The sequence below is a fragment of the Streptomyces sp. NPDC047886 genome, assembly GCF_043204435.1.
Taxonomy (GTDB): domain Bacteria; phylum Actinomycetota; class Actinomycetes; order Streptomycetales; family Streptomycetaceae; genus Streptomyces.
The window spans coordinates 70,838-91,448 of the sequence record NZ_JBIDCF010000011.1; the positions used below are offsets into that span (position 1 = coordinate 70,838).

A 20,611-nucleotide genomic window follows, 5' to 3' on the forward strand; every position below is an offset into this window, starting at 1 on the left:
TGCGGGAACGAGGAGCGATCCTCCGTGGGACGACCAGTGATCACAAGAGCATATTTAATAGATCTTATGACGATATGGCTTGATGCTGGATGCGAACGGCTGCGGACGCATGAGCGACCGCGGCGCACCTCATATGGTCACGGCATGTGCGTTTATCGAACACTTCCTTCCCCGCCGTACTCCCGCACAGCCTCGCCGGACCGAATACGGCCCGATTTGACGCCTTACAAGCACTTTGGGGTTCTTCAAGCAGGGCTTATGGGTGGCCACTTCGGCCTGGGGAATGGCCGCCTCAGCCCTTGAGCTCCGCCTCCACGAGCGCCTTGTACGCGTCGGGGGTGATGGAGTCGATGCCCTTCCCCGACAGCACGTCGAGCTCCTTGCCGTCCAGCTTGACGACCGGTGTGCCGGTCACGCCGCTCTCGTAGAAGGCGGCGGACACCTTGTCCACCCACGGCATGTACGTGAGTTCCTTGACGGCCTTGTTGAAGGCGGGCGAGCGCAGCCCGGGCACCTGGTCGGCGAGCTTCAGCAGGGTGGAGGTCGAGCCGAACTTGTCGTCCGACTCCTTCTCGGGGTGGTTCGAGTAGAGCACTCCGAGATAGGCGTGGAACTTCTCGGGGCTTTCGTTCACCGCGGCGCCGAGCGCGTTCACCGTACGCTTCGAGCCCTTTCCACCGAGCGTTCCGTCGAGGAAGGTGGCGAAGTGGTACTCGATCTTGTACAGACCTTGGTCGGCCTGCTCCTTCATGACCTTTCCGAGGCCCATTTCGAGACCGGCGCAGTAGGGGCAGCGCGGGTCCAGCCAGACGGAGAGCGTGTGCTTGGCGTCGGCCTTGCCGTAGGTGACGACGGTGCCGTCCTGACCTGTGGTGTTGGCGGGCTTGACGAACGGCTTGGCAACGTCGGCGCCGGCGTTCTCGCTTGCGGCCACACTCGTCGGGTCGTCCGTGGAACGCGCGGCGTACCAGCCCACCCCTCCCCCGACGGCGAGGGCGAGCGCCGCCGTGGTGAGCACCGCCGTGCGCAGGGTTCTCCTGGCCGTCGCACCGGGGTCGCCACCCGCTTTGCCGCCTGAATTTCCGCCGGTATTCCGGTCGGCGTTCGCCTGGGCTCTGCCGTTGTTCGGCGCCATTTCCCACTTCCCTTTCTGCGGGCCCTCCCATGGGGCCACATTCAGACTAGAAAGCGGAAAGCGCCCGCCGATCCGTCGTTGGACCTCGGCTCAGGGTCGTTGGTCCCGCCGACATCGCCGACATCGCGGCATCGGCGGCGTCGGTGGCATCGACAGGCGGGCGGCACGGGTCAACCTGAGCGGCCCGTATACCAGTACGAGCCCGCCACAAGCAGTCCTCCACCGACCACGTTGCCCGGGACGGTGACGAGCAGGTTCCGCAACAGGTCTCCGAAGTCCGCCGTGCCGTCCAGGATCGCGAGGCCGAACAGCGACATGTTGGCCACGCAGTGCTCGAAGCCGACCGCCACGAAGACCAGTACGGGAAGCCACAGCACGAAGACCTTCGCCGCGTCGCCCCGCACCCGGTAGAACATCCAGACCGCCAGGCAGACCAGCATGTTGCAGAGCACGGCACGCCAGAACAGCTGACTTGACGTCAGCTCCTGCTTGGCGACGACGAGTTCGGCGAGCATCGCGCGGGCCGACGGTGTGTCGAGCACCCCTCCGGCGTGCGCCATCGCCCCGAAGGCGAAGGCGCCCACGAAGTTGCCGATCAGCGACAGCAGCCAGCTCCCGACGAGCGCGCGCAGCCCGGTGCGCCCGGACAGGGCGCCGATCAGCATCACCATGACGTTGCTCGTGAACAACTGCCCACCGGCGAACATCACCAGGGTCAGCGCCACGGGGAAGACCGCCCCCTCCAGCAGCCGGACTCCCGCCGAGTGCTGGGCGACGAAGGGCGAGACGGCCACGAGCATCAGCACCTCGCCGACGCCTATGTAGGCCCCCGCGAGCACGGCGGAGACCGTGTACCGGCCGGGTTTCGCGAGGTCATGTGCCTTGTGGGCAGCCTGGCCCACCGTCTCTTCGAGGTTCTCCGCGACACTGATCACACATCGACGCTACGCCCGCCGCATCGCCTGATTCGTCCGCATGAGTCCTCCCGGGCATGGGCCCTGTGGCCCTTGTTGCCGTGACGGGCGAGGGCCGGTCCGCTTGTTCGGGCGGTTCGCTCCAGGCGGCGCGCCGGACCGTCTCCGCGAGCTGTTCCCGGTCCGGCGCGGCCTCCCCGGGGGTCTCGGGCCACTCCTCGACCAGCGCGGCGGCCCACTCGGCCCACTCGGCGGTCATCCGGTAGAAGTCGGTGAGGAAGCGGCCGACCAGCATGGTCTGCGCGGTGCGTTCGGGGAACGGCCCGTCCCCGGAGAGGTAGCCGCGCGCGGTGGCGAGGTTGTCGCGGTTGCGCTCGGCCGCCCAGGCCCGGACGGCGCGGAGCGTGGCCAGGGCGTCCTCGGTGGTGCCGAACTCGGCGAAGAACACCTTGAGCAGCTGCTCGCTCTCCAGGACCGGGCCCTCGCCCGGTTCGCCGAGCCACTCGGCGAGCGCCCGGCGTCCCGCCGGGGTGATGGCGTAGACAGTACGGGGACGTCTGCCCACGGACTCGCGGGTGGCCACCGCCAGGCCGTGGCGGGCGAGCTTCTTGGGCTCCTCGTAGATCTTGCTGCGGGCCCTCGGCCAGACACGGTCCATGCTGCGGGTCATCTGGCGGGCCAGCTCGTACGTACTCCACGGCCGCACCGCCAGCAGGCCGAGCACCGCGTAGGAGGTGGTGCTGAGCTCAGGATGTCTTGACATGGGGACCCCCGAGGCGTAGACCGGAATGGATAGTCCCTTTGGGAGTATAGGCAGGTGGTCGGCATGACCGGCAAGACTCTCCAGGTCGATCCGTCGAACGCCGAGCAGGCCAGGGCCTGGGACGGCGACGAGGGGGCCTACTGGGCGGCACACGCGGATCAGTTCGACCGTGCGCTCCGCGCCTATCAGGGACGTTTCCTCCACGCGGCCGCGATCCGTCCCGGCGAGCGGGTGCTCGACATCGGCTGCGGTACGGGAGAGACGGCGCGCGCCGCAGGACGGGAGGCGGCCGGAGGGGCGACCGCGGGCGGGCGGGGCGTGGACGGGGAGGCGGCCGGAGGGTCGGTGCTCGGCGTCGATCTGTCGGGCGAGATGCTGCGCGTGGCGCGGGAGCGGGCCGCGCGGCAGGGACTGGCGCACGTCGTCTTCGAACAGGGCGACGCCCAGGCGTATCCGTTCGGCGACGGGGTGTTCGACGTGGCGCTCAGCCGCACCGGAACCATGTTCTTCGCCGAACCGGTGACCGCGTTCCGCAACATCGCGCGGGCTCTGCGCCCGGGCGGCCGGCTCGTCCAGCTTGTCTGGCGGGAACCGCGCCGCAACCCGTGGTTCCTCGCCTTCGGCGAGGCCATGACGGCGGGCCGTGACCTGCCGGGGCCGCCCCCGCCGGGGGCGCCCGGCCCGTTCGCCATGGCCGACCCGGACGTGGTCCGCACCCGGCTGCGGGCGGCCGGTTTCGCGGAGCCGGTCTTCGAGGGCCTGTCCGCTCCGATGTACTTCGGCCCCGACGCGGAGCAGGCGTACGCCTTCGTCTCGGGCATGCTCGCGTGGATGCTCGAAGGGCTGGACGAAGCGGGCAGGCGGCGTGCGCTGGAGGGCCTGCGTGCCACGATCGACGCCCACCGGACGCAGGGCGGCGTGCTGTACGAGTCGGCGATGTGGCTGATCACCGCCGACCGCCCGTGACCGCTCGCGGGCGACCGGGAGAGCGGCGAACGAGTGAACGGCACCTCGCCGGTCCGACGGGCCGTTACACGTCCCGGGGTCCTCCGTTGGGCAGGAGGGCCCGGGCGCCCGGGCCCGTCGACGAGAGGGTTGGACCATGATCAAGAAGGTTCTCGCCACCGTGGGTGTGGCCGCGGCCGTTCTCGGTGCCGCCGCTCCGGTGGCCAACGCCGTGGGTGACGACAAGGTGGAGACGCGGAACGGCAACCACTCCCACCAGTCGTACGGCAACACCGGCCCCGGCTCCCCGCAGGCCGCCGGCTCGGGCTCCGGCTCCGGCTCCGGCTCCCGCCAGGCGACCGGCCCCGCCGAGGACACCGCCTCGGGCGAGAAGGCCTCCCCCGGGCTGGGACTGGGCGGCCTGCTCTAGCACACGCGGAGGGGCGACGGCCGGGGCGTGCGTGCGGCGCGGGCCGCCCCGTGGCCGGGCGGAAGCGCGGTCAGCGAGCGGCGAACACGATCCACACCTGTCCCGGCGCGAAGTTCAGGGGCGCGCCCGCCGGAGTCGTGAAGGACGTCCCGCCCTCGGCCGCGGGGCGCGACCACCTGGCGTCGTGGACCCGGCCGTCACGCAGCACCGACGCCGTACCGGAGCCCACCGTCCGCGTGTACGGGGTGACGTTGCCCCCTCGGTCCTTGAACGCCGACGGCGTGACGTCCACGTTCTGCACGACCACGGTCCGCGCGCCCAGCCGCTGGCCGTCCGACGTCCGCGCCGCCGTGCCGTCCATGCCCACCAGCCACCGCTTCTCGGTGTCCGACCAGGTGAAGCTGAACCGCGCCGCCGGGTAGCGCACCGTACGCTCGTTGACCTCCCTGCCGCCGGGCGGTGCGGCACCGAACCGGAACCCGATGTCGGCGGCCTTGTCCGCCTTCGGGGCGGCGGCCAGGGCCCGTTCGGGGCGCAGGTAGAGGTTGTGCGGGGCCGGGCGGTCACGGTCGCGTACGTACGCCCCGGGCGCCTTCCCGGGCGGCACCGGGTACAGGGGGGCGGCGTCGATCAGGGGCCGCAGCGCCGACTGCACGCCCGAGTAGGCGAGCGCCGGCCGGCCGAACTGCCGCAGCAGCTCCAGGTCCGACTCGCGTGCGCTGCGGACCGGTCCCACGGTGGGAGGCTGCCGGGACGAGTAGATCGCGAGGATGCGGCTCAGACCCGCCTCGACCTGTTCGACATAGACGATGTCGGCCGCTTCGAGGCCCGTGGGCGGACGGGCCGGGCGGACGTTGTCGATCTTGACGGCGAGTACCGGGGCCGTACGGGCCGGCAGTCCGGTGAAGGGGGAAATCCCCTGCCGTGAAGGGGTGGTGGGGGTGGCGGGGCTGGGCGGCGCGGTGGCCGAGGGGCTCTGCGGGGTGGGTTCGGGCTCCGACGCCGAGCAACCGTAGAAGCCGGCGGCCACCGCTGCGCCGGTCACGACAGCGGCTGCTGCGCCGGCCAGCGCGGGCGTCCGTCTGATAGCCACTGGCCTGCTCCTGCAACAAGTGAACCACGCGGGTTCCGGGTCGGCATCGCGGCGGACGAGCAAGGATCCCGGTCCCTGTCAAGGATCTCCAGGACGGCTTCCGGCACGGCCCTCTCGTCCCGGGGGTGGAGCGCGCGTCATCCCGTACGCGTCCCCGCGTCTACCTCTGCGGGCGGATCTTTCGTCCGCCACGCAACGCGTGCGGCCCTGGCGCCATCAGTCATCGAGGAGCACCTGATGCTGCGCAACCACCGAGAAGGGCCTCATGATGCGCGTGAAATCCCCCGGGCTGACCACCGTCGCCATCGCCGTGGCGGCGGCGAGCCTGGCGGCCCCCATGACCCCCGCGTTCGCCGCACCCGCGACCGCACCCGTCACGGCGGACCTGCGGGCCGACGTGAACCGGGACGGCAGGGTGGACGTCACCGGTTCCACCGACCAGAGCGGTGAGGACACCTGGACGACCAAGCGGGGAGCGGTCTTCCTGCCCAACATCGATGACGACGCCAAGCGGTGCCGCACCACGGGTCCGGGCGGCAAGCCGCTCACGGACGCCGCCCTCGCCCGCTGCAACGACGGCGCCGACACCACCGTGAACGGCGCCGCCGACGTCGCCGACCTGGCCCGGCTGCGCACCGTGCCGGTGGCGAAGCTCGCCGGTTCCGCGTCCGGCACCGTGCGGATCGTCGGCAAGGGCGCCGCGTACACGCGGCTGTTCGTCAAACGACCCGCCGGCTGGACCCTGTTGACGCCCACCACCAAGCTGACGGCAGCCGAGCTGCGCACCGGTGTCGAGCTGGGCATGGAGGGCACCGACGTCGTCCGCGACCCGGCCGTCTGGGACGGCCGCGCGGTGGTCGAGCTGCGGATCAGCCCCGGTGGTGGCGCGCCGGTGAGCACCGACCGGGTCACGCTGCGTGTCGCGCCGCTGCTCACGCACCACCACCTCCAGCAGACCCAGCGGTTGCTGGTGACGCAGGTGCGGGGCGACGACGCGTACGCCAGGACGCAGAGGACGTTCGTCCGGGCGCTGGACTCGGAGGCCAAGCGCGCGGGCATCAAGGGCGGCACGCTCAAGTTCACCGAGGACGACGACCCGTGGACGCAGGACTTCGTGGAGCCCGCCTACGTCAGCATGGCCGGGCCCGGCGGTACGCCGCGGTCGATGCGCGTCATGCTGCGCTCGGCGCAGCCCGACCGTACGGCGGGCCGGCAGCTGTTCGGCCTGCGCGGCCGTGACGTGGGCGTGGTGCAGGTCTCCCGGGTCCTCGGCTCGGAGGAGTGGACGCTGAACTCCATGGGCAACCTGGAGACGATTCCGCCCTATGAGCACGGCGGCCGGTCGTTCCCCGCCGGGCGGATCATCATGGGCGAGCGCAAGGACACCGGCGCCAAGCCCGCGAAGGCCATGCGCACGCTGCTCGCCGCGCAGGGCATGCAGGACCCGCTGCTGCTCGACACGTCCTGGCTGCACGTCGGGCACGTGGACGAGTTCGTGCAGTTCCTGCCCGCGAACACGCCGCGCGGCTGGCGGGTCGCGATCGCCGACCCCGAGGCGGGGCTGCGGCTGCTGCGTGACGCGAAGGCCCAGGGGCACGGCGGGACCCGGATGTTCTCGGTGAAGGGGGCGCTCGGCATACCCGCGCCGAAGGAGACCATCGACCAGGTGCTCGCCTCGCGGAAGCTGCGCGACGACAACGCCATGGCGGCGCGGCGCATCGAGGCCAACCTGGCGATCCTCCAGCGCGAGACCGGCGTCACGGACGCCGAAGTGGTGCGTGTGCCCGCCCTGTTCACGCGTGGCGTCGAGGAGGGCGAGGAGGGCGACCGGATGCCGCTGCTGCGCCGGCTCGGCGGCTCGGCCGACACCCCGGACGCGGTGCGCAAGTACGGCCAGCAGCGCCGTCTGGAGTCGGCCGACGACCGGCCGGGGAACGCCGTGATGACCAGCGCGTACGTGCCGGGTGCCGTCAACGGCGTGGTACTCGGCCGGGACCGCTACCTCGCGCCCCGGCAGTGGGGGCCCGTGATCGGCGGCCGTGACATCTTCACGGACGCGGTCAGCACGGCGTACCGGAAGGCCGGGATGCGGGTCTCGTACATCGACGACTACTACACGTACCACCTGGGGATGGGTGAGGTGCACTGCGGGACGAACTCGCTGCGGGACACCTCCCAGCGCTGGTGGAAGTAGCGCCGGACGAGGTGCCGCCACGGGGTCCGGCCCGGCCCGCCACGGGTCCGGGCCGGGCCGGACCCGGCAGGACCCGTCGGGCGGGACGGCCAGCGGGCGGGCGGGGACGCGGGCGGGCGGATGGCCGGTCGCCCGATCGGCCGAAGCCTTGGCGGTCGGGCGGGGCCATGGACGCGCCGAGGCGTCTGGCACACTGTCAGGTGATCACTTCGGGCGGCGCGGACCAGGAAACCGGTGCGAATCCGGTACGGTCCCGCCACTGTGACCGGGTCCGCGCGTGTCCGCGCGCGCCCCCGGGAGTCAGACACTGACGCGCCGCCCTTCCATTCCGACCAGGGGACGAGGATCCCCCGGAGAGGTACGGCCATGGCCCGTCTTCGCGCCTCCCTGCGCGCCTTGCTGTCCACCGCCCTGCTCCTTCCGCTGGCCGCCTGCGGTGCCACGGACACGGGCGGCGGCCGAGCGCCCGGCTCCGCCGCCGCACCGGACGGGGCGGGTTTTCCGTACACCGTCACCAACTGCGGTGTGACGACGACCTTCACGGCACCGCCGGAGCGTGCCGTCACCATGAACCAGCACGCCACCGAGCTGATGCTGGCCCTCGGGCTCGAGGACCGGATGGCCGGCACGTCCTACCTGGACGACGCGGTGCTGCCCGCCTACCGGGACGCCTACGACGAGGTGAGGGTCCTCGCGGAGGAGTACCCGTCGAAGGAGGTACTCCTCGGCGCCGGGCCCGACTTCGTGTACGGCGGGTACGCCAGCGCCTTCGACAAGGGCGCCGGCCGGGACCGGGCCGGCCTGGAGAAGAGCGGCGTCAAGACCCGGCTGAACGTCGAGTACTGCGCGAAGGGGCCGGTGGGCCTGGACCTGCTGCGCACGGAGATCACCGAGCTGGCGCGGACCTTCGGCGTGCCGGAGCGGGGCGAGCGGCTGATCCGGGAGGAGGAGCGGCGGATCGACGCGGTCCGGGCGCGGCTGAAGGGCACGGCACGGCCCTCGGTCTTCGTGTACGACTCGGGTGACACCGCCGCGTTCACGGCCGGCGGCGCCGGTATCGGCCACCACATCATCTCCCTCGCGGGCGGTGAGAACGTCTTCGGTGATCTCGACAAGACCTTCGGTGACGTGTCGTGGGAGCAGGTCATCGCGCGGCGGCCCGAGGTCATCGTGATCTACGACTACGGCGGTACGAGCGTCGAGGCGAAGAAGCGGCGCCTCCTGGACGACCCCGCGCTGGCCGGTGTACCGGCCGTGCGGAACAAGCGGTTCGCCGTGCTGCCGCTGTCGTCGGTCGTGCTGGGCGTCCGCGTCGGTGACGCCGTGGCGGACCTGGCCCGCCAGCTGCACCCCGACGCCGCGTGAGGCGCGGCGTCGAGCGCCGCGACGGAGGCGGACGTCGGGGGAACGGCCGCGTCGTGACCCGTGCGGTCGCGGTGGCGGGGCTGGCCGCCGCCCTCGTCGTGGTGGCGGTCGCCGGCCTGGCCCTGGGTCAGGTACGCATTCCGCCGGGCGAGGTGGTGCGCCTCGTCCTGGACGGGTTCGCCGGCGAGCGGACCGGGGCGTTCGCCACGATCGTGTGGGACGTGCGGCTGCCGCGTGTGGTGCTGGGCGCGGTCGTCGGCGCCGGGCTCGCCGTCTCGGGGGTCGTCCTCCAGGCGCTGGTGCGCAATCCGCTCGCGGATCCGTTTCTGCTCGGGGCGTCGTCCGGGGCGTCGGCGGGCGCCGTCGTGGTCGTCGTCCTCGGGGTCGGGGCAGGTGTCGCGACCACGGTCGCGCTGCCGGTCGCCGCGTTCGCCGGGTCGATGGGCGCCCTCGTCGCCGTGTACGCGATGGCGCGGCGGGGCGGCACGATGACGACGGGCCGGCTGGTGCTGGCCGGCGTGGCGGTGCAGTACGTGCTGTCGGCGTTCACGAGCCTGGTCCTGGTGGTGTCCGCGCGGGCCGAGGAAGTCCGGTCGATCATGTTCTGGACCCTCGGGGGGCTCGGCGCGGCGCGCTGGGAGGAGCTCGCGCCGCCGTCGGTGGCGCTGGCCGTGGGGACCGGGCTGCTGCTTCTGCTGGCCCGGCCGCTCGATCTGCTGCTCGCCGGCGAGGAGGGTGCGCGGACCCTGGGTCTGGACACGGGCCGGTTCCGGGCGGGGGTGTTCGTGTTGGTGTCGCTGGTGATCGGGGTGCTGGTCGCGTTCAGCGGGGCGATCGGCTTCGTGGGGCTCATGGTGCCGCACGCGGCCCGGATGGTGGTGGGCGCGGGGCACCGCGCGCTGCTGCCGGTGGCGGCCCTGGGCGGGGCGGTGTTCCTGTCGGCGGCGGATCTGGTGGCGCGTACGGCCGCCGCGCCGGAGGAGATACCGGTGGGGGTCGTCACCGCGCTGGTGGGCGGCCCGTTCTTCCTGTGGCTGCTGCGGCGGTCCACCCGGACGGAGGGGATCGCGGAATGACCGGCGGAACGGCGCGGGTGCGGGACCCGGAGCCCGGGGGGCCGGTCGGCGCGCGGGAGAGCGCGGGGCCGGTCGGGGCGCGGGTGGCGCTGGCCGTGGAGGGCGTGCGGTACGCGGTCGGGGGCCGGGTGCTGCTGGACGGTGTCGGTCTGACCGCGTCGCCCGGCGAGACGGTGGGGCTGGTAGGCCCCAACGGCAGCGGCAAGACCACGTTGCTGCGCTGTGTGTACGGCGCGTTGCGGCCGACGGCGGGGCGGGTGCTGCTGGACGGTACGGACGCCGCCACGCGTTCGGTGAGGGAGCGTGCCCGGCGGGTGGCCGTGGTTCCCCAGGACGCGGCCGGCGTCTTCGGGCTCACCGTCCGGGAGGTGGTGGCGATGGGCCGCGCGCCGCACAAGCGGTTCTGGGAGCAGGACGGTCCCGACGACGCGCGGCGGGTCGCCGGGGCCCTGCGGCGGGTCGGGGTGGCAGCGCTCGCCGACCGGCGGTTCGACGAACTGTCCGGTGGTGAACGCCAACGGGCGCTGGTCGCCCGCGCCCTGGTCCAGGAGCCGGGGCTGCTCGCCCTTGACGAGCCCACCAACCACCTGGACGTCCGCCATCGGCTGGAGGTCCTCGGACTGCTGCGGGACCTGGGCACCACGAACCTGGTGGTGCTCCACGACCTCAATCTGGCGGCGGCGTACTGCGACCGCCTCCACGTGCTCTCCGAGGGGCGGGTGGTGGCCTCCGGCACGCCCGGCGACGTGCTCACCGAGAAACTGCTGGCGGACGTCTACCGCGTGCCCGCGCGCGTGGCGGCCCACCCGGTGACGGGCGTGCCCCATGTGTTCTACCTGCCGTTGCGGGACTGACGGCCTCCCGGGTTGAGCGAACGCTCAAGTGGCGCTACCGTCACACCCAAGGAATTGAGCGGTCGCTCAAGAGGGCGGCCGCGGGGACGCACAGCGACGGCGGACAGGGGCGGGCAGGGGTGGGGATCTATGTCGAGACATGCGTACGGAGCGACCTCGAGACGCTCTGGGCGCGTACCCAGGATCCCGCCGAGCACCAGCGGTGGGACCTGCGCTTCACGACCATCACGTACCTCCCGCGCGGGGCGGACGAGCCCGATGGACCCCAGCGGTTCCGGTACGCGACCCGGGTGCTGCCGTTCCTGACCGTCGCGGGTACGGGGGTGTCCGCCGGTGAGCGCCGGCGGGACGGCGAGCGGGTGTCGGCGCTGCGCTTCTTCTCGCCGCATCCGCTGTCGCTGCTCGCTGAGGGCAGCGGCTACTGGCGTTACGTGCCGGGTCCGGACGGGATCCGGTTCCTCACCGGCTACGACTACCGGCCGCGCTGGGGGCGGTTCGGGCGGCTGGCGGACCGTCTCGTCTTCCGGCCGCTGATGGGCTGGGCGACCGCCTGGTCGTTCGACCGGCTGCGTCTGTGGTGCGAGCGCGGCGTCACACCGCGGCGCTCGCTCGGGTACGCGGTCGGCGAGTCCGCCGTCCGGCTGCTCGCTGTCCTCGCGACGGCGCTGTACGCGGGGCCGGCCGTCGCCCTGCCGGTCGCCGCGGCCGCGCTGTTCGCCCCCGTGCTGCCCGTCACCCCGGCGGCGCGGCGCTGTCTGCGCACCCCTCCCGGCCGGGCCGCCACCCCGGCCCTCCTCACCTCGCTGGAGCGCCCATGACCTCGATCTTCCGCCAAGCCCTGGGTGACGACTTCGACCGGCTCCACCCCCGGCTGCGGCGGCGCTTCTCGGTCGGTCTTGACAGCGGGGAGGCGTGCGTGGGCCGGGGCGTGATGGACCGGATCTGGCACGGGCGCCCTTTCGTGAAGCCGTTCCTGGCGCTGGGCGGCACCCGGAACATCCTGCTCCCGCGCACCGGCCGTCAGGTGCCCTTCACCATCGAGAACGTCCCGTACACCGATGCGTACGGCCGTGAGACCGTGACGTTCGTACGGACCTTCGCGCTGCCCGGTGGGCCGCGCCGCTTCGACGCCACGATGGTCTACAGCCCCGAGCGCGGCTGCGTCCTGGACTACCTGGGCACGCACCAGCACCTCGCCAGCGATCTGCACCCGAGTGTGGAACCGGACGGCTCGCTGCTGATCCGCTCGGGGGAACACCGGTTCCGTGAAGGGCCGGTGGACGTGCGGGTCCCACACCTCATCGGCGGTGACGCGGAGGTGCGCGAGTCCTACGACGAAGCCGAGGACCGCTTCCGTATCCGGGTACGGGTCACCAACCGGTACTTCGGCCCGCTGTTCGGCTACGAAGGGTCGTTCACCGCCGAGTACGCCGACGTACGCTCCCACGGGGTGCGCGCCGGGCTGCGCCCGGTACGCGAGGAGGCACGGACGTGACAGCGGAGACCGGCAGCCGGGACGGCGGGAGCCGGACCGGTACGAGCGGGCAGCGACGCACGAGCCGCGACGGCGCGGGGAAGAACGGTCCGGTGCAGAACGGCACGGGGCGCGAGGGCACCGGGCGGAGCGTCGTGGGCCAGGACGCCAGGAGCCGGGACACGAGGGTGAAGCTGCTGGACGGCGCCCTGCGCACGCTCACCGAGCAGGGCATCGCCAAGACGTCCGCGCGGTCCGTCGCGACGGCCGCGGGCGTGAACCAGGCGCTGGTCTTCTACCACTTCGGGTCCATGGACGAGCTGCTGGCCGCCGCCTGCCGGCACGGCGCCGAACAGCGCGTCGCCCGCTACCGCGACCGGTTCGCCGCCGTCACCACGCTCGGTGAACTGCTGGAGCTCGGACGGCGGCTGCACGCCGAGGAGCGGGCGGGCGGCCATGTCGCCGTCCTTGGCCAGCTGCTGGCCGGCGCGCAGACCCATCCACGGCTGGCGCCGGCGACGGCCGCCGGGCTCGACCTGTGGGTCGAGGAGCTGGAGCGGGTGCTCGCCCGGGTCATCGGCTCCACCCCGCTCGGCGAGTTCACCGATCCGGCGGGGCTCGCCCGCGCCCTGGCCGCCTCCTTCGTCGGCCTGGAGCTGTACGAGGGCGTGGACCCGCTCGGCGCCGAACGGGCCCTCGACGCGCTGGAACGGCTCGTGGAGCTCGTCGGCGTCCTGGAGGAACTCGGTCCCGTGGCCCAGCGGGCGGTACGGCACCGGCTCCGCCGCCGTACATCCCCGCGCCGGTGACAGGCCGGGCGGCGGGCGCGGCGGCGGACGGCCCTGGGGCACGGGTCAGCGGGTCCCTACGAAAAGCGTCGCCCAGCAGTTCGCCGACCGCGCCCTCGGCCATCCGGTGCGCTGCGCGACCTCCAGCATCCCGCCGATGCCGAGGATGACGCGACGCCTGTTCCCGCGGGGCTCCTTGCGCTGGTCCGCCGGGCACTCCCTAGGTGCCCGGGCCGCCGGGTGTCTCGGCGTGCGGCGCGGGTCCGGCGGCGTCGGCGAGGTCGGTGACCAGCCGTGCGGCGTCGTCCCGGAACACCGCCGCGCCGAGTGCCGTCCGCCGGTCGCGGTCGGGACCCGGGGGTGCCAGCCGGTGGGCGGCCGACAGCAGGCCGGGGAGGTCGGCTGCGTAGGCGGTGAGGTCCGCCCGGGCCATCGCCCGGACGCCGGCGGCGCCGTGCCCGGCGATGGGCCGGTAGCCGATGACGGGGAGGCGGGCGGCGAGGGCCTGGGCCGCGGTCTGGCCGGCTGCGTTGTCGACCAGGAGCCGCGCCGACGCCATCAGGCGCGGCATGTCGTCGACCCAGCCGAGTGCGAGGACGCCCGGCAGGCGGGCGCCGGTGCGGCGGAGCCTCTCGTCGCGGCCGCACAGCAGGACGGGGAGGAAGCCGTGCGCGGCGAGGGCGCGTGCGGTACGCGGGAGTTCGGTGGCGACGCCCCAGGCGCCCGCCGACAGCAGGACGGCGGGGCGGTCGTCGCCCGGCGGGAGGACCGGGGTGGGCGTGGGCCGGTCCGGAGGGGCGTCCGGCGGGTGGTGGAACGCCGGGGGGACGACCGGACCCGGTGCGCGGGCCGTACGTCCGGTGGCGGCGCGCGCGGTGAGCGCGGCCGTCTCCGTGACACAGAGGTAGAGGTCGTTGCCGGGGTGGAGCCAGCCCCGGTGGACGGCGAAGTCGGTGACGAACACCGCGCAGGGGACCGCGAGCGCACCCCGGGCGCGCAGGCGGCCGGTGATCTGTCCGGCGAGGTGGAAGGTGGAGACGATGACGTCCGGGCGCGTTCTCGCCACGAGGTCGCGGAGGGCGCCTTCGGCGAGCACGGCGAGGGGCGACACGTCCGGGCGGCGCGTACGGGCCGTGGCGGCAGCCGACGCGGTAGACGCGGCCGACGCGGTGGATGTGGCGGATGTGGCGGGCGCGGTGGATGTGGCGGGCGCGGTGGGCGGTGACTTCAGGAACAGCGCGTAGATCGCCTCGTACAGCGCGGGCACGCGGCGTACGGTCACGCGGTAGAACCCGCGCAGTGCCGCTCCGCTGCCGAGAGGCAGGAGGGTCAGCACGTCCCGTACGAGGACGTCGTGGCCGTTCTCGCGCAGGCGGCGGGCCAGTTCGCCCGCCACGGCGTCGTGCCCGGCGCCCATGCTCGCGGTCAGCACCAGGCAGCGCCGGGCGCCGAGGCCGCCCGTGGCCGTCGTGCCGTTCCCCCGCATGCGCGCCCTTCCCTGTGCGTCTCCCTGCGTGCGCTTCCGTTCGCGCCCCCTCCATGGTGGTCCGGAGTGTCCGTGAGGACCGCGCGCCACGGTCTGTTCGGGTGGTTCGGGGGCAGGTCGACGGCTGCCGGGAGGCGAACCGGCGAGAAACCAGCAGGCTGGGAAGACACGGTTCCGCGACTCCCGGAGGATCTGCCATGGCGTCGGTATCAGCGCGTCCGGTGGTGCTCGTCACGGGCGCGTCGTCCGGTATCGGCGAGGCGGTGGCCGAGCGGTTCGCCGCGGACGGCCGCTGGCGGCTGGTGCTGGGAGGCCGGGACGAGGAGCGGCTCGCCTCGGTGGCGCTGCGGACCGGTGGGACCCCGGTCGTGGCGGACCTCGGTGAACCGTCGGGGCGGCGGCGGCTGGCCGGGACGGTGCTGGAACGGGAGGGCAGGGTCGATGTGCTGGTCGCGGCGGCGGGCATCGGATGGGCCGGGCCGTTCACCCGGATGCCGGAGGGAATGCTGGACCGGCTGGTGAGCGTCAACCTGACGGCGGTGATGCATCTGGTCCGGCTGCTGCTGCCCGGGATGGTGGCGCGGGACCTGGGACGCGTCGTGCTGATCGGCTCCATGGCCGGGAAGGTGGGCGTGGCCGACGAGGCGGTGTACGCGGCGACGAAGGGCGGGCTGTTCGCGTTCGCCGACAGTCTGCGCTACGAACTGGCCGGCACCCGGGTACGGGTGTCGGCGGTGGTCCCCGGCGCCGTCGACACGCCCTTCTTTCAGCACCGGGGTTCCCCCTACCACCGTGAACGTCCGCGTCCCGTGCCACCCGAACGGCTGGCCGACGTCGTGTGGACCCTCGCTGTCCGGGGCCGCGACGAGGCGTTCGCACCCCGCTGGCTGGACCTGCCGGCGCGGATCCACGGAGCGGTGCCGGGCTTCTTCCGCGCGCTGGCCAAACGATTCGGCTGAGGGTCCGCCGATGCTGGCGCTCTCGGTGTGTCTGGCGCTGCTCGCCGCGCTCGGCAACGCGGCGGCGTCCGTGCTCCAGCGGCACGGCGCGGCCGGCGCGGCCCTTCCGGCCGCGTCCGTACGGGGGTGGTGGCCCCGGCTCGTCCGGCGGCGGGACTGGGTGTGGGGCGCGGCGTTCCTCGGCGTGTCGGGCGTCTTCCAGGCGCTGGCGCTGGCGACCGGGCCGCTGGCCGTGGTGCAGCCGGTGATGAGCACGGAGCTGCTGTTCACGCTGGTGCTGGGCGGTGTGGTGTTCCGGCGCCGCCCGGACACGCGGACGTGGTGGGCGTTCGGGGCGATGGCGGTGGGCCTCGGCGCGTTCCTGGCGCTCGCCGAGCCGTCGGGCGGGCGGGCCTCGGTGCCGGCGTCCGACTGGGTGTGGACGGGGGCCGCTGTGGGGTCCGTGGCGGTGGTACTGGTCGTGCTGTCGCTGCGGCTGCGGGCCGCGCCGCGCGCCGCGCTACTCGGCACGGCGACCGCGCTGGGGTTCTCCTGTACGGCGGCGCTGCTCAAGGACGCGCTGGGGCGGCTGCCGGAGGGTGTCGGGGCGCTGTTGACGGCCTGGCCGCTGTACGCGGCGATCCTCGTCGGCCTCGCCAGCTTCGCGCTGCTTCAGGTGACGTTCCGGGCGGGCTCGCTGGTCGCGTCGCAGCCCGCCCTCACCCTGGGCGACGCGCTGCTGAGCGTGGTGCTGGGCGTGGTGCTGTTCCACGAGCACGTGGAGCTGGGCGGGCGCGTGCCGTTCGAGGCGCTGGCCCTGGCGGTACTGGTGGCGGGATGCGCGCGGCTGGCCCGGTCGCCGCTGGTCGTGGGCGAGGAGGGTGAGCAGTCATGGTGAGCGGGGACGGGCGGGCAGGGGTGCCGGAGGGGACGTGGCCGACACGGGCGCCGCAGGCGGACGCGCGTACAGCGGGGGCGATGGGGCCGATGAGCGCGGCAGGATCGATGGGGCAGGCGGGATGGATGAGGCCTTCAGCGGCGATGGGGCCGGTTGGGCGGGTGGGGTCTACAGGGTCGATGGGGTCGTCGGGGCCGGCGCGGCCGGCGGGGCGGGCGTCCCGGGTGGCCGCCGGAGTGTCGGCGGCGGCGGTGCTCGCGGGCGGTGCCTGGCACATCGGCCCGGCCGTGACCTGGCTGCCGGGCTTCCGGGGCGCGCTGTGCCCGCGCCTCGACGGGCGCGGCGATCCGGGGCATGTGGCGCTCACCTTCGACGACGGACCCGACCCGGCCAGTACGCCGCACTTCCTGCGGGCGCTGGACCGGCTGTCGGTGCGGGCCACGTTCTTCGTGCTCGGGGAGCGCCTGGAGCGGTGCCCCGGTCTCGGGCGGCTGATGGTCGCCGAGGGGCACGAGCTGGCCGTGCACGGCTGGCGCCACGACCGGCCGTGGTGGCCCCGGCCGGCGCGGGACCGGCTGGAGCTGGCGCGCGCCGCCGACGCGGTCGCCGAACTCGCCGGGCAGCGGCCGCTGTGGTACCGCCCCCCGTACGGCGTCCTGACGGGCGGTCGGTGGGCGGCGGCCAGGGCGGCCGGGCTGCGGCCCGTCCTGTGGTCGGCGTGGGGCCGGGACTGGACCGGCGACGCGTTCCCCGCCGGTGTGCTCGCCGAGGTGCTGCGGACCCTGCGCGGCGGGAGCACGGTGGTGCTGCACGACTCGGACGTGGTGGCCGCTCCGGGCGCGTGGCGGTCGGCGCTCGGCACTCTTCCCGGGCTGGTCGCGGAGTGCGGGGCGCGCGGGCTGGCGGTGGGGCCGCTGGCCGAGCACGGGCTGGCCCCCTGACTGACGGAACCTCAGAAGCTGGTGTAATCAGGCCTGTTCACGCCGCAGCCACGGTTCACCCGTGCACGCGACGCCCCTCCTTCTTCCGTTCGTCACCCGGCGGCTCCAGGCTCACGGGCGGCGATCGCTCCCTCGCGGCGATCGCTCCCCCGATGTGAAGGAGCTGCTTCGTGATCAGACACCGTCCGATCCGCCCGGTCACCGGAAACCGTCCCGCGCGCCCCGCCCGGCTGGCCGCCCTCGCCGCCGGTACCGCCCTCGTGGCGCTCGCGACGGCCGCCGTGCCCGCCCAGGCCGGTCCGGTCGGTGCGGTGGCGGACGCCCGTACGACGTACCGGCTTCCCGCCGTCGCCCCCCGGGCGGAGACGCCGACCCTGTACGACGACGAGGCGGGCGGCAACGCCGACGCGGACGATCCCGCGATCTGGCGGAACGCCGCCGACCCGGACCGCAGCCTGGTCATCGCCACCGCCAAGGAGGGCGGCCTCCGGGTGTACGACCTCGACGCCCGCGAGGTCCAGTCGATCGCGGCGCCGCCCCCGCCAGGCCCGGATCACGCGCCCGGCCGGTTCAACAACGTCGATCTGGTGCACGGCATGCGCCTGGGCTCCGGCCGCGCCGATGTGGCCGTGACCAGCGACCGGGGCCACGACCGGCTGCGGGTGCACCGCATCGACCCGGCCGCGCCCGGCGGCCCGCTCGTGGACGTCACGGATCCCGCCGCGCCGCCGGTGTTCTCGGCGGACCAGGAGGAGATCGACGACCAGCGGACCGCCTACGGCCTGGCCACCTGGCGGGACCGGGCGACGGGCCGTTCGTACGCCCTGGTCAGCCGGCGTGAGCGCACCCGGATAGCGCTGCTGGAGCTGCTGCCGACCCGGACCGGCACGGTCACCTACCGGATGGTCCGCACCCTCGACCTGCCGTCCGTCTTCCGGCTGCCCGACGGCTCGTCGTGGTCGCCGTGCGCCGAGCCCGACGAGCTGCCGCAGGTCGAGGGCATGGTCGTGGACCCGGCCAACGGCATGCTCTACGCGGGCCAGGAGGACATCGGCGTCTGGCGCCTGCGCGCCGACCTCACCGGCACGCCGAAACTGATCGACAAGGTCCGCGAGTACGGCGTGCCCGGCGTGTACGACGAGGAGACCGAGGAGTGTGTCTCGGGCGCCGACCCGGGCTTCGGCGGCTCGCGGCTGACGGCCGACGTCGAGGGGCTCGCCCTGCTGACCGAGCCGGACGGCGACGGCTACGTCCTGGCCTCCAGCCAGGGCGACGACACGTTCGCGCTCTACGACCGGGAGCTTGAGGACCACAACGAGTACGAGGGCGGCTTCCGTGTCACGGCCGCTTCGGCGGTGCTCGACGGGTCGGAGGAGTGCGACGGCGCGGCGGTGCTGAACGCGCCGCTCGGCCGGAGGTATCCGCGCGGCCTGCTGGTCGTCCAGGACGGCCACGACACGCCCGAGGACGGTGAGCGCGACGCGACCGGCTTCACGTTCGTGGACCTCGGTGACGTGCTGGACCGCGTCGACGACTGACCGGACACCCCGGGGCCGGGCCGGCGGGGCGCCGTCAGTGGTGGTGGAAGGGCCCGCAGCCGACGCGGGCCCGCCAGGACCCGGACGGCGGGTGGGGCCGCCAGGCCCGGTCCCAGTTCGCCCGCCGGCCCGTGCCGCCGCCGGCTCCGTCTCCCGTACTCCCGCCCGTGCCGATGCCGGCGTCCGCCGCCGCGCAGCGGCAGACGAGCGCGGTCAGCACGGCGGTGAGCGCGGCGAGTTCGGCCGCGGTCGGGGATCCGTGGACGATCCGCAGATGGTGGTGGCGCATTCTCCGATCGTCCGGCACGCCGCCGGTGGGGGCGCGGTCTGCTCGCCCACCCGGGTGAGGAGAGCGGGTACCTCGCCGGCGCTGTTGTTGCGCGTGGCGTGGTGGCGGCTCACCGGGATGGCGGTCGCAGGCCGGACCGCACGCATGCTGGGCAGGCTCGTCGGGCGGGGGACGCGCGGAGCCCGGCCGGAGTCACCGCTCCGGCGCCTGTCGCGGAGGCGCCGCGTCACCGTTTTGCCGTAACGGTGCGGGGTTCCCTTCGACGCGCGCCGCGCCCAGGGGTCGCACATTCTTTGGGATGAACGCGAGCAACACGCGACGAAAGGGCTCGACTTCATGGCCACGTTGTGCAGACCCGCGGTGTCCGTCCCCGAGCATGTGATCACCATGGAGCAGACGCTCGACCTGGCTCGGACCATCCACGCGGATCATCCCCAGCTTCCGCTCGCCCTGCGCCTGATGGAGAACACCGGCGTACAGAAGCGGCATCTGCTCCGGCCGATCGAGGAGACACTCAAGCATCCCGGCTTCGAGGAACGCAACGCCGTCTACGAGGCCGAGGCCAAGGCGCGGGTGCCCGCCGTCATCCGGCGGGCGCTGGAGGACGCCGAGCTGCGCGCCGAGGACATCGATGTGATCATCTACGTCTCGTGCACGGGCTTCATGATGCCGTCGCTCACGGCGTGGCTGATCAACACGATGGGCTTCCGCAGTGACACCCGCCAGGTGCCTATCGCCCAGCTCGGCTGCGCGGCGGGCGGTGCCGCCATCAACCGGGCGCACGACTTCTGCACGGCGTACCCGGAGGCGAACGCGCTGATCGTGGCCTGCGAGTTCTGCTCGCTGTGCTACCAGCCCGCGGACCTGGGGGTCGGCAATCTGCTGTCCAACGGTCTGTTCGGCGACGGCCTCGCCGCCGCCGTGATGCGCGGCCGGGGCGGCACGGGCGTGGCGCTCGAACGCAACGGCTCGTACCTGGTGCCGGAGACCGTCGACTGGATCGCCTACGACGTCCGCGCCACGGGATTCCACTTCAAGCTCGACAAGCGGGTGCCCGGCACCATGGAGCCGCTCGCGCCGGCCCTCAAGGAACTGGCAGGTCAGCACGGCTGGGACGCCTCCGACCTGGACTTCTACATCATCCACGCCGGTGGGCCGAGGATCCTTGACGACCTCAGCAAGTTCCTCGGAGTGGCTCCCGAGGCGTTCCGGTTCAGCCGGGCCACGCTCACCGAGTACGGCAACATCGCCAGCGCCGTCGTCCTGGACGCGCTGCGCCGGCTCTTCGACGAGGGCGGTACGCCGGACAGCGCACGCGGTCTGCTGGCCGGGTTCGGCCCCGGCATCACGGCGGAGATGTCGCTCGGCCGCTGGACGATCGCACCCGCCTCGACCGCCCCGCCCACCGTTCTCGCGGAGGAACCCAGCTGTGTTGGATGAGACGAGCACGACGGAGACGACGGAGACGACGACCGCGGCGGAGACGACGA

20 protein-coding genes and 1 riboswitch are annotated in these 20,611 nt (G+C 73.5%); of the genes, 14 read left to right on the plus strand and 6 right to left on the minus strand.

Annotated features, from left to right (window positions below):
• Positions 1-292 precede the first annotated feature (292 nt).
• From ACGF5U_RS28060 to ACGF5U_RS28070, 3 genes are all read right to left on the minus strand, one after another.
• Complete coding sequence (locus tag ACGF5U_RS28060) at positions 293-1,135, minus strand: thioredoxin domain-containing protein (RefSeq protein ID WP_392716436.1); 843 nt, start codon at positions 1,133-1,135, stop codon at positions 293-295.
• 170 nt (positions 1,136-1,305) lie between these two features.
• Positions 1,306-2,070 carry a formate/nitrite transporter family protein gene (locus ACGF5U_RS28065; protein ID WP_392716438.1) on the minus strand — a complete coding sequence of 255 codons (765 nt, stop codon included), beginning with the start codon at positions 2,068-2,070 and terminating at the stop codon, positions 1,306-1,308.
• Positions 2,009-2,812 carry a PadR family transcriptional regulator gene (locus tag ACGF5U_RS28070; protein ID WP_392716440.1) on the minus strand — a complete coding sequence of 268 codons (804 nt, stop codon included), beginning with the start codon at positions 2,810-2,812 and terminating at the stop codon, positions 2,009-2,011. Before ACGF5U_RS28070 ends, ACGF5U_RS28065 begins: the two co-directional genes overlap by 62 nt.
• A gap of 63 nt (positions 2,813-2,875) precedes the next feature.
• Between ACGF5U_RS28070 and ACGF5U_RS28075 the strand changes: the two genes are divergently transcribed.
• Together ACGF5U_RS28075 and ACGF5U_RS28080 are read left to right on the plus strand one after the other, a co-directional pair.
• Complete coding sequence (locus tag ACGF5U_RS28075; protein WP_392716442.1) at positions 2,876-3,778, plus strand: class I SAM-dependent methyltransferase; 903 nt, start codon at positions 2,876-2,878, stop codon at positions 3,776-3,778.
• A 136-nt stretch (positions 3,779-3,914) separates the two neighbouring features.
• Entirely contained in the window at positions 3,915-4,187 is a 273-nt protein-coding gene (locus ACGF5U_RS28080) for a hypothetical protein (RefSeq protein WP_392716444.1), read from the plus strand.
• Positions 4,188-4,257: 70 nt separating this feature from the next.
• On the opposite strand, the gene ACGF5U_RS28085 is transcribed toward ACGF5U_RS28080, so the two are convergent.
• Positions 4,258-5,280 carry a DUF3048 domain-containing protein gene (locus ACGF5U_RS28085; RefSeq protein ID WP_392716446.1) on the minus strand — a complete coding sequence of 341 codons (1,023 nt, stop codon included), beginning with the start codon at positions 5,278-5,280 and terminating at the stop codon, positions 4,258-4,260.
• A gap of 268 nt (positions 5,281-5,548) precedes the next feature.
• Between ACGF5U_RS28085 and ACGF5U_RS28090 the strand changes: the two genes are divergently transcribed.
• From ACGF5U_RS28090 to ACGF5U_RS28120, 7 genes are all read left to right on the plus strand, one after another.
• Positions 5,549-7,474, plus strand: a complete 1,926-nt coding sequence (locus ACGF5U_RS28090; RefSeq protein WP_392716627.1) for a protein-arginine deiminase domain-containing protein — start codon at positions 5,549-5,551, stop codon at positions 7,472-7,474.
• 222 nt (positions 7,475-7,696) lie between these two features.
• Positions 7,697-7,784, plus strand: a riboswitch (cobalamin riboswitch).
• Between the two features lie 56 nt (positions 7,785-7,840).
• Positions 7,841-8,839: an ABC transporter substrate-binding protein gene (locus tag ACGF5U_RS28095; protein WP_392716448.1), complete on the plus strand. Its 999-nt coding sequence runs from the start codon at positions 7,841-7,843 to the stop codon at positions 8,837-8,839.
• A gap of 53 nt (positions 8,840-8,892) precedes the next feature.
• Positions 8,893-9,915, plus strand: a complete 1,023-nt coding sequence (locus ACGF5U_RS28100; RefSeq protein ID WP_392716450.1) for a FecCD family ABC transporter permease — start codon at positions 8,893-8,895, stop codon at positions 9,913-9,915.
• Positions 9,912-10,769: an ABC transporter ATP-binding protein gene (locus ACGF5U_RS28105; RefSeq protein ID WP_392716452.1), complete on the plus strand. Its 858-nt coding sequence runs from the start codon at positions 9,912-9,914 to the stop codon at positions 10,767-10,769. The genes ACGF5U_RS28100 and ACGF5U_RS28105 overlap by 4 nt, the downstream gene beginning before the upstream one ends.
• Positions 10,770-10,888: 119 nt before the next feature.
• Complete coding sequence (locus tag ACGF5U_RS28110; protein ID WP_392716454.1) at positions 10,889-11,587, plus strand: hypothetical protein; 699 nt, start codon at positions 10,889-10,891, stop codon at positions 11,585-11,587.
• Positions 11,584-12,264: a DUF4166 domain-containing protein gene (locus ACGF5U_RS28115; protein WP_392716456.1), complete on the plus strand. Its 681-nt coding sequence runs from the start codon at positions 11,584-11,586 to the stop codon at positions 12,262-12,264. Before ACGF5U_RS28110 ends, ACGF5U_RS28115 begins: the two co-directional genes overlap by 4 nt.
• A 134-nt stretch (positions 12,265-12,398) precedes the next feature.
• Entirely contained in the window at positions 12,399-13,052 is a 654-nt protein-coding gene (locus ACGF5U_RS28120; RefSeq protein ID WP_392716629.1) for a TetR/AcrR family transcriptional regulator, read from the plus strand.
• 199 nt (positions 13,053-13,251) lie between these two features.
• On the opposite strand, the gene ACGF5U_RS28125 is transcribed toward ACGF5U_RS28120, so the two are convergent.
• Positions 13,252-14,517, minus strand: a complete 1,266-nt coding sequence (locus ACGF5U_RS28125; RefSeq protein WP_392716458.1) for a galactosyldiacylglycerol synthase — start codon at positions 14,515-14,517, stop codon at positions 13,252-13,254.
• 197 nt (positions 14,518-14,714) lie between these two features.
• On the opposite strand from ACGF5U_RS28125, the gene ACGF5U_RS28130 reads away from it, so the two are divergent.
• From ACGF5U_RS28130 to ACGF5U_RS28145, 4 genes are all read left to right on the plus strand, one after another.
• Complete coding sequence (locus ACGF5U_RS28130; RefSeq protein ID WP_392716460.1) at positions 14,715-15,476, plus strand: SDR family NAD(P)-dependent oxidoreductase; 762 nt, start codon at positions 14,715-14,717, stop codon at positions 15,474-15,476.
• 10 nt (positions 15,477-15,486) lie between these two features.
• Positions 15,487-16,353 carry a DMT family transporter gene (locus ACGF5U_RS28135; RefSeq protein ID WP_392716462.1) on the plus strand — a complete coding sequence of 289 codons (867 nt, stop codon included), beginning with the start codon at positions 15,487-15,489 and terminating at the stop codon, positions 16,351-16,353.
• Positions 16,354-16,532: 179 nt separating this feature from the next.
• Positions 16,533-17,294 carry a polysaccharide deacetylase family protein gene (locus ACGF5U_RS28140; RefSeq protein WP_392716464.1) on the plus strand — a complete coding sequence of 254 codons (762 nt, stop codon included), beginning with the start codon at positions 16,533-16,535 and terminating at the stop codon, positions 17,292-17,294.
• A gap of 170 nt (positions 17,295-17,464) precedes the next feature.
• The gene (locus ACGF5U_RS28145) at positions 17,465-18,832 is read left to right on the plus strand and encodes a phytase (protein ID WP_392716466.1); all 1,368 of its coding nucleotides are present in this window, start codon (positions 17,465-17,467) and stop codon (positions 18,830-18,832) included.
• 34 nt (positions 18,833-18,866) lie between these two features.
• On the opposite strand, the gene ACGF5U_RS28150 is transcribed toward ACGF5U_RS28145, so the two are convergent.
• The gene (locus ACGF5U_RS28150) at positions 18,867-19,121 is read right to left on the minus strand and encodes an acyl-CoA carboxylase epsilon subunit (RefSeq protein ID WP_392716468.1); all 255 of its coding nucleotides are present in this window, start codon (positions 19,119-19,121) and stop codon (positions 18,867-18,869) included.
• Between the two features lie 336 nt (positions 19,122-19,457).
• Between ACGF5U_RS28150 and ACGF5U_RS28155 the strand changes: the two genes are divergently transcribed.
• Positions 19,458-20,561: a type III polyketide synthase gene (locus tag ACGF5U_RS28155; protein ID WP_392716470.1), complete on the plus strand. Its 1,104-nt coding sequence runs from the start codon at positions 19,458-19,460 to the stop codon at positions 20,559-20,561.
• Positions 20,562-20,611 lie beyond the last annotated feature (50 nt).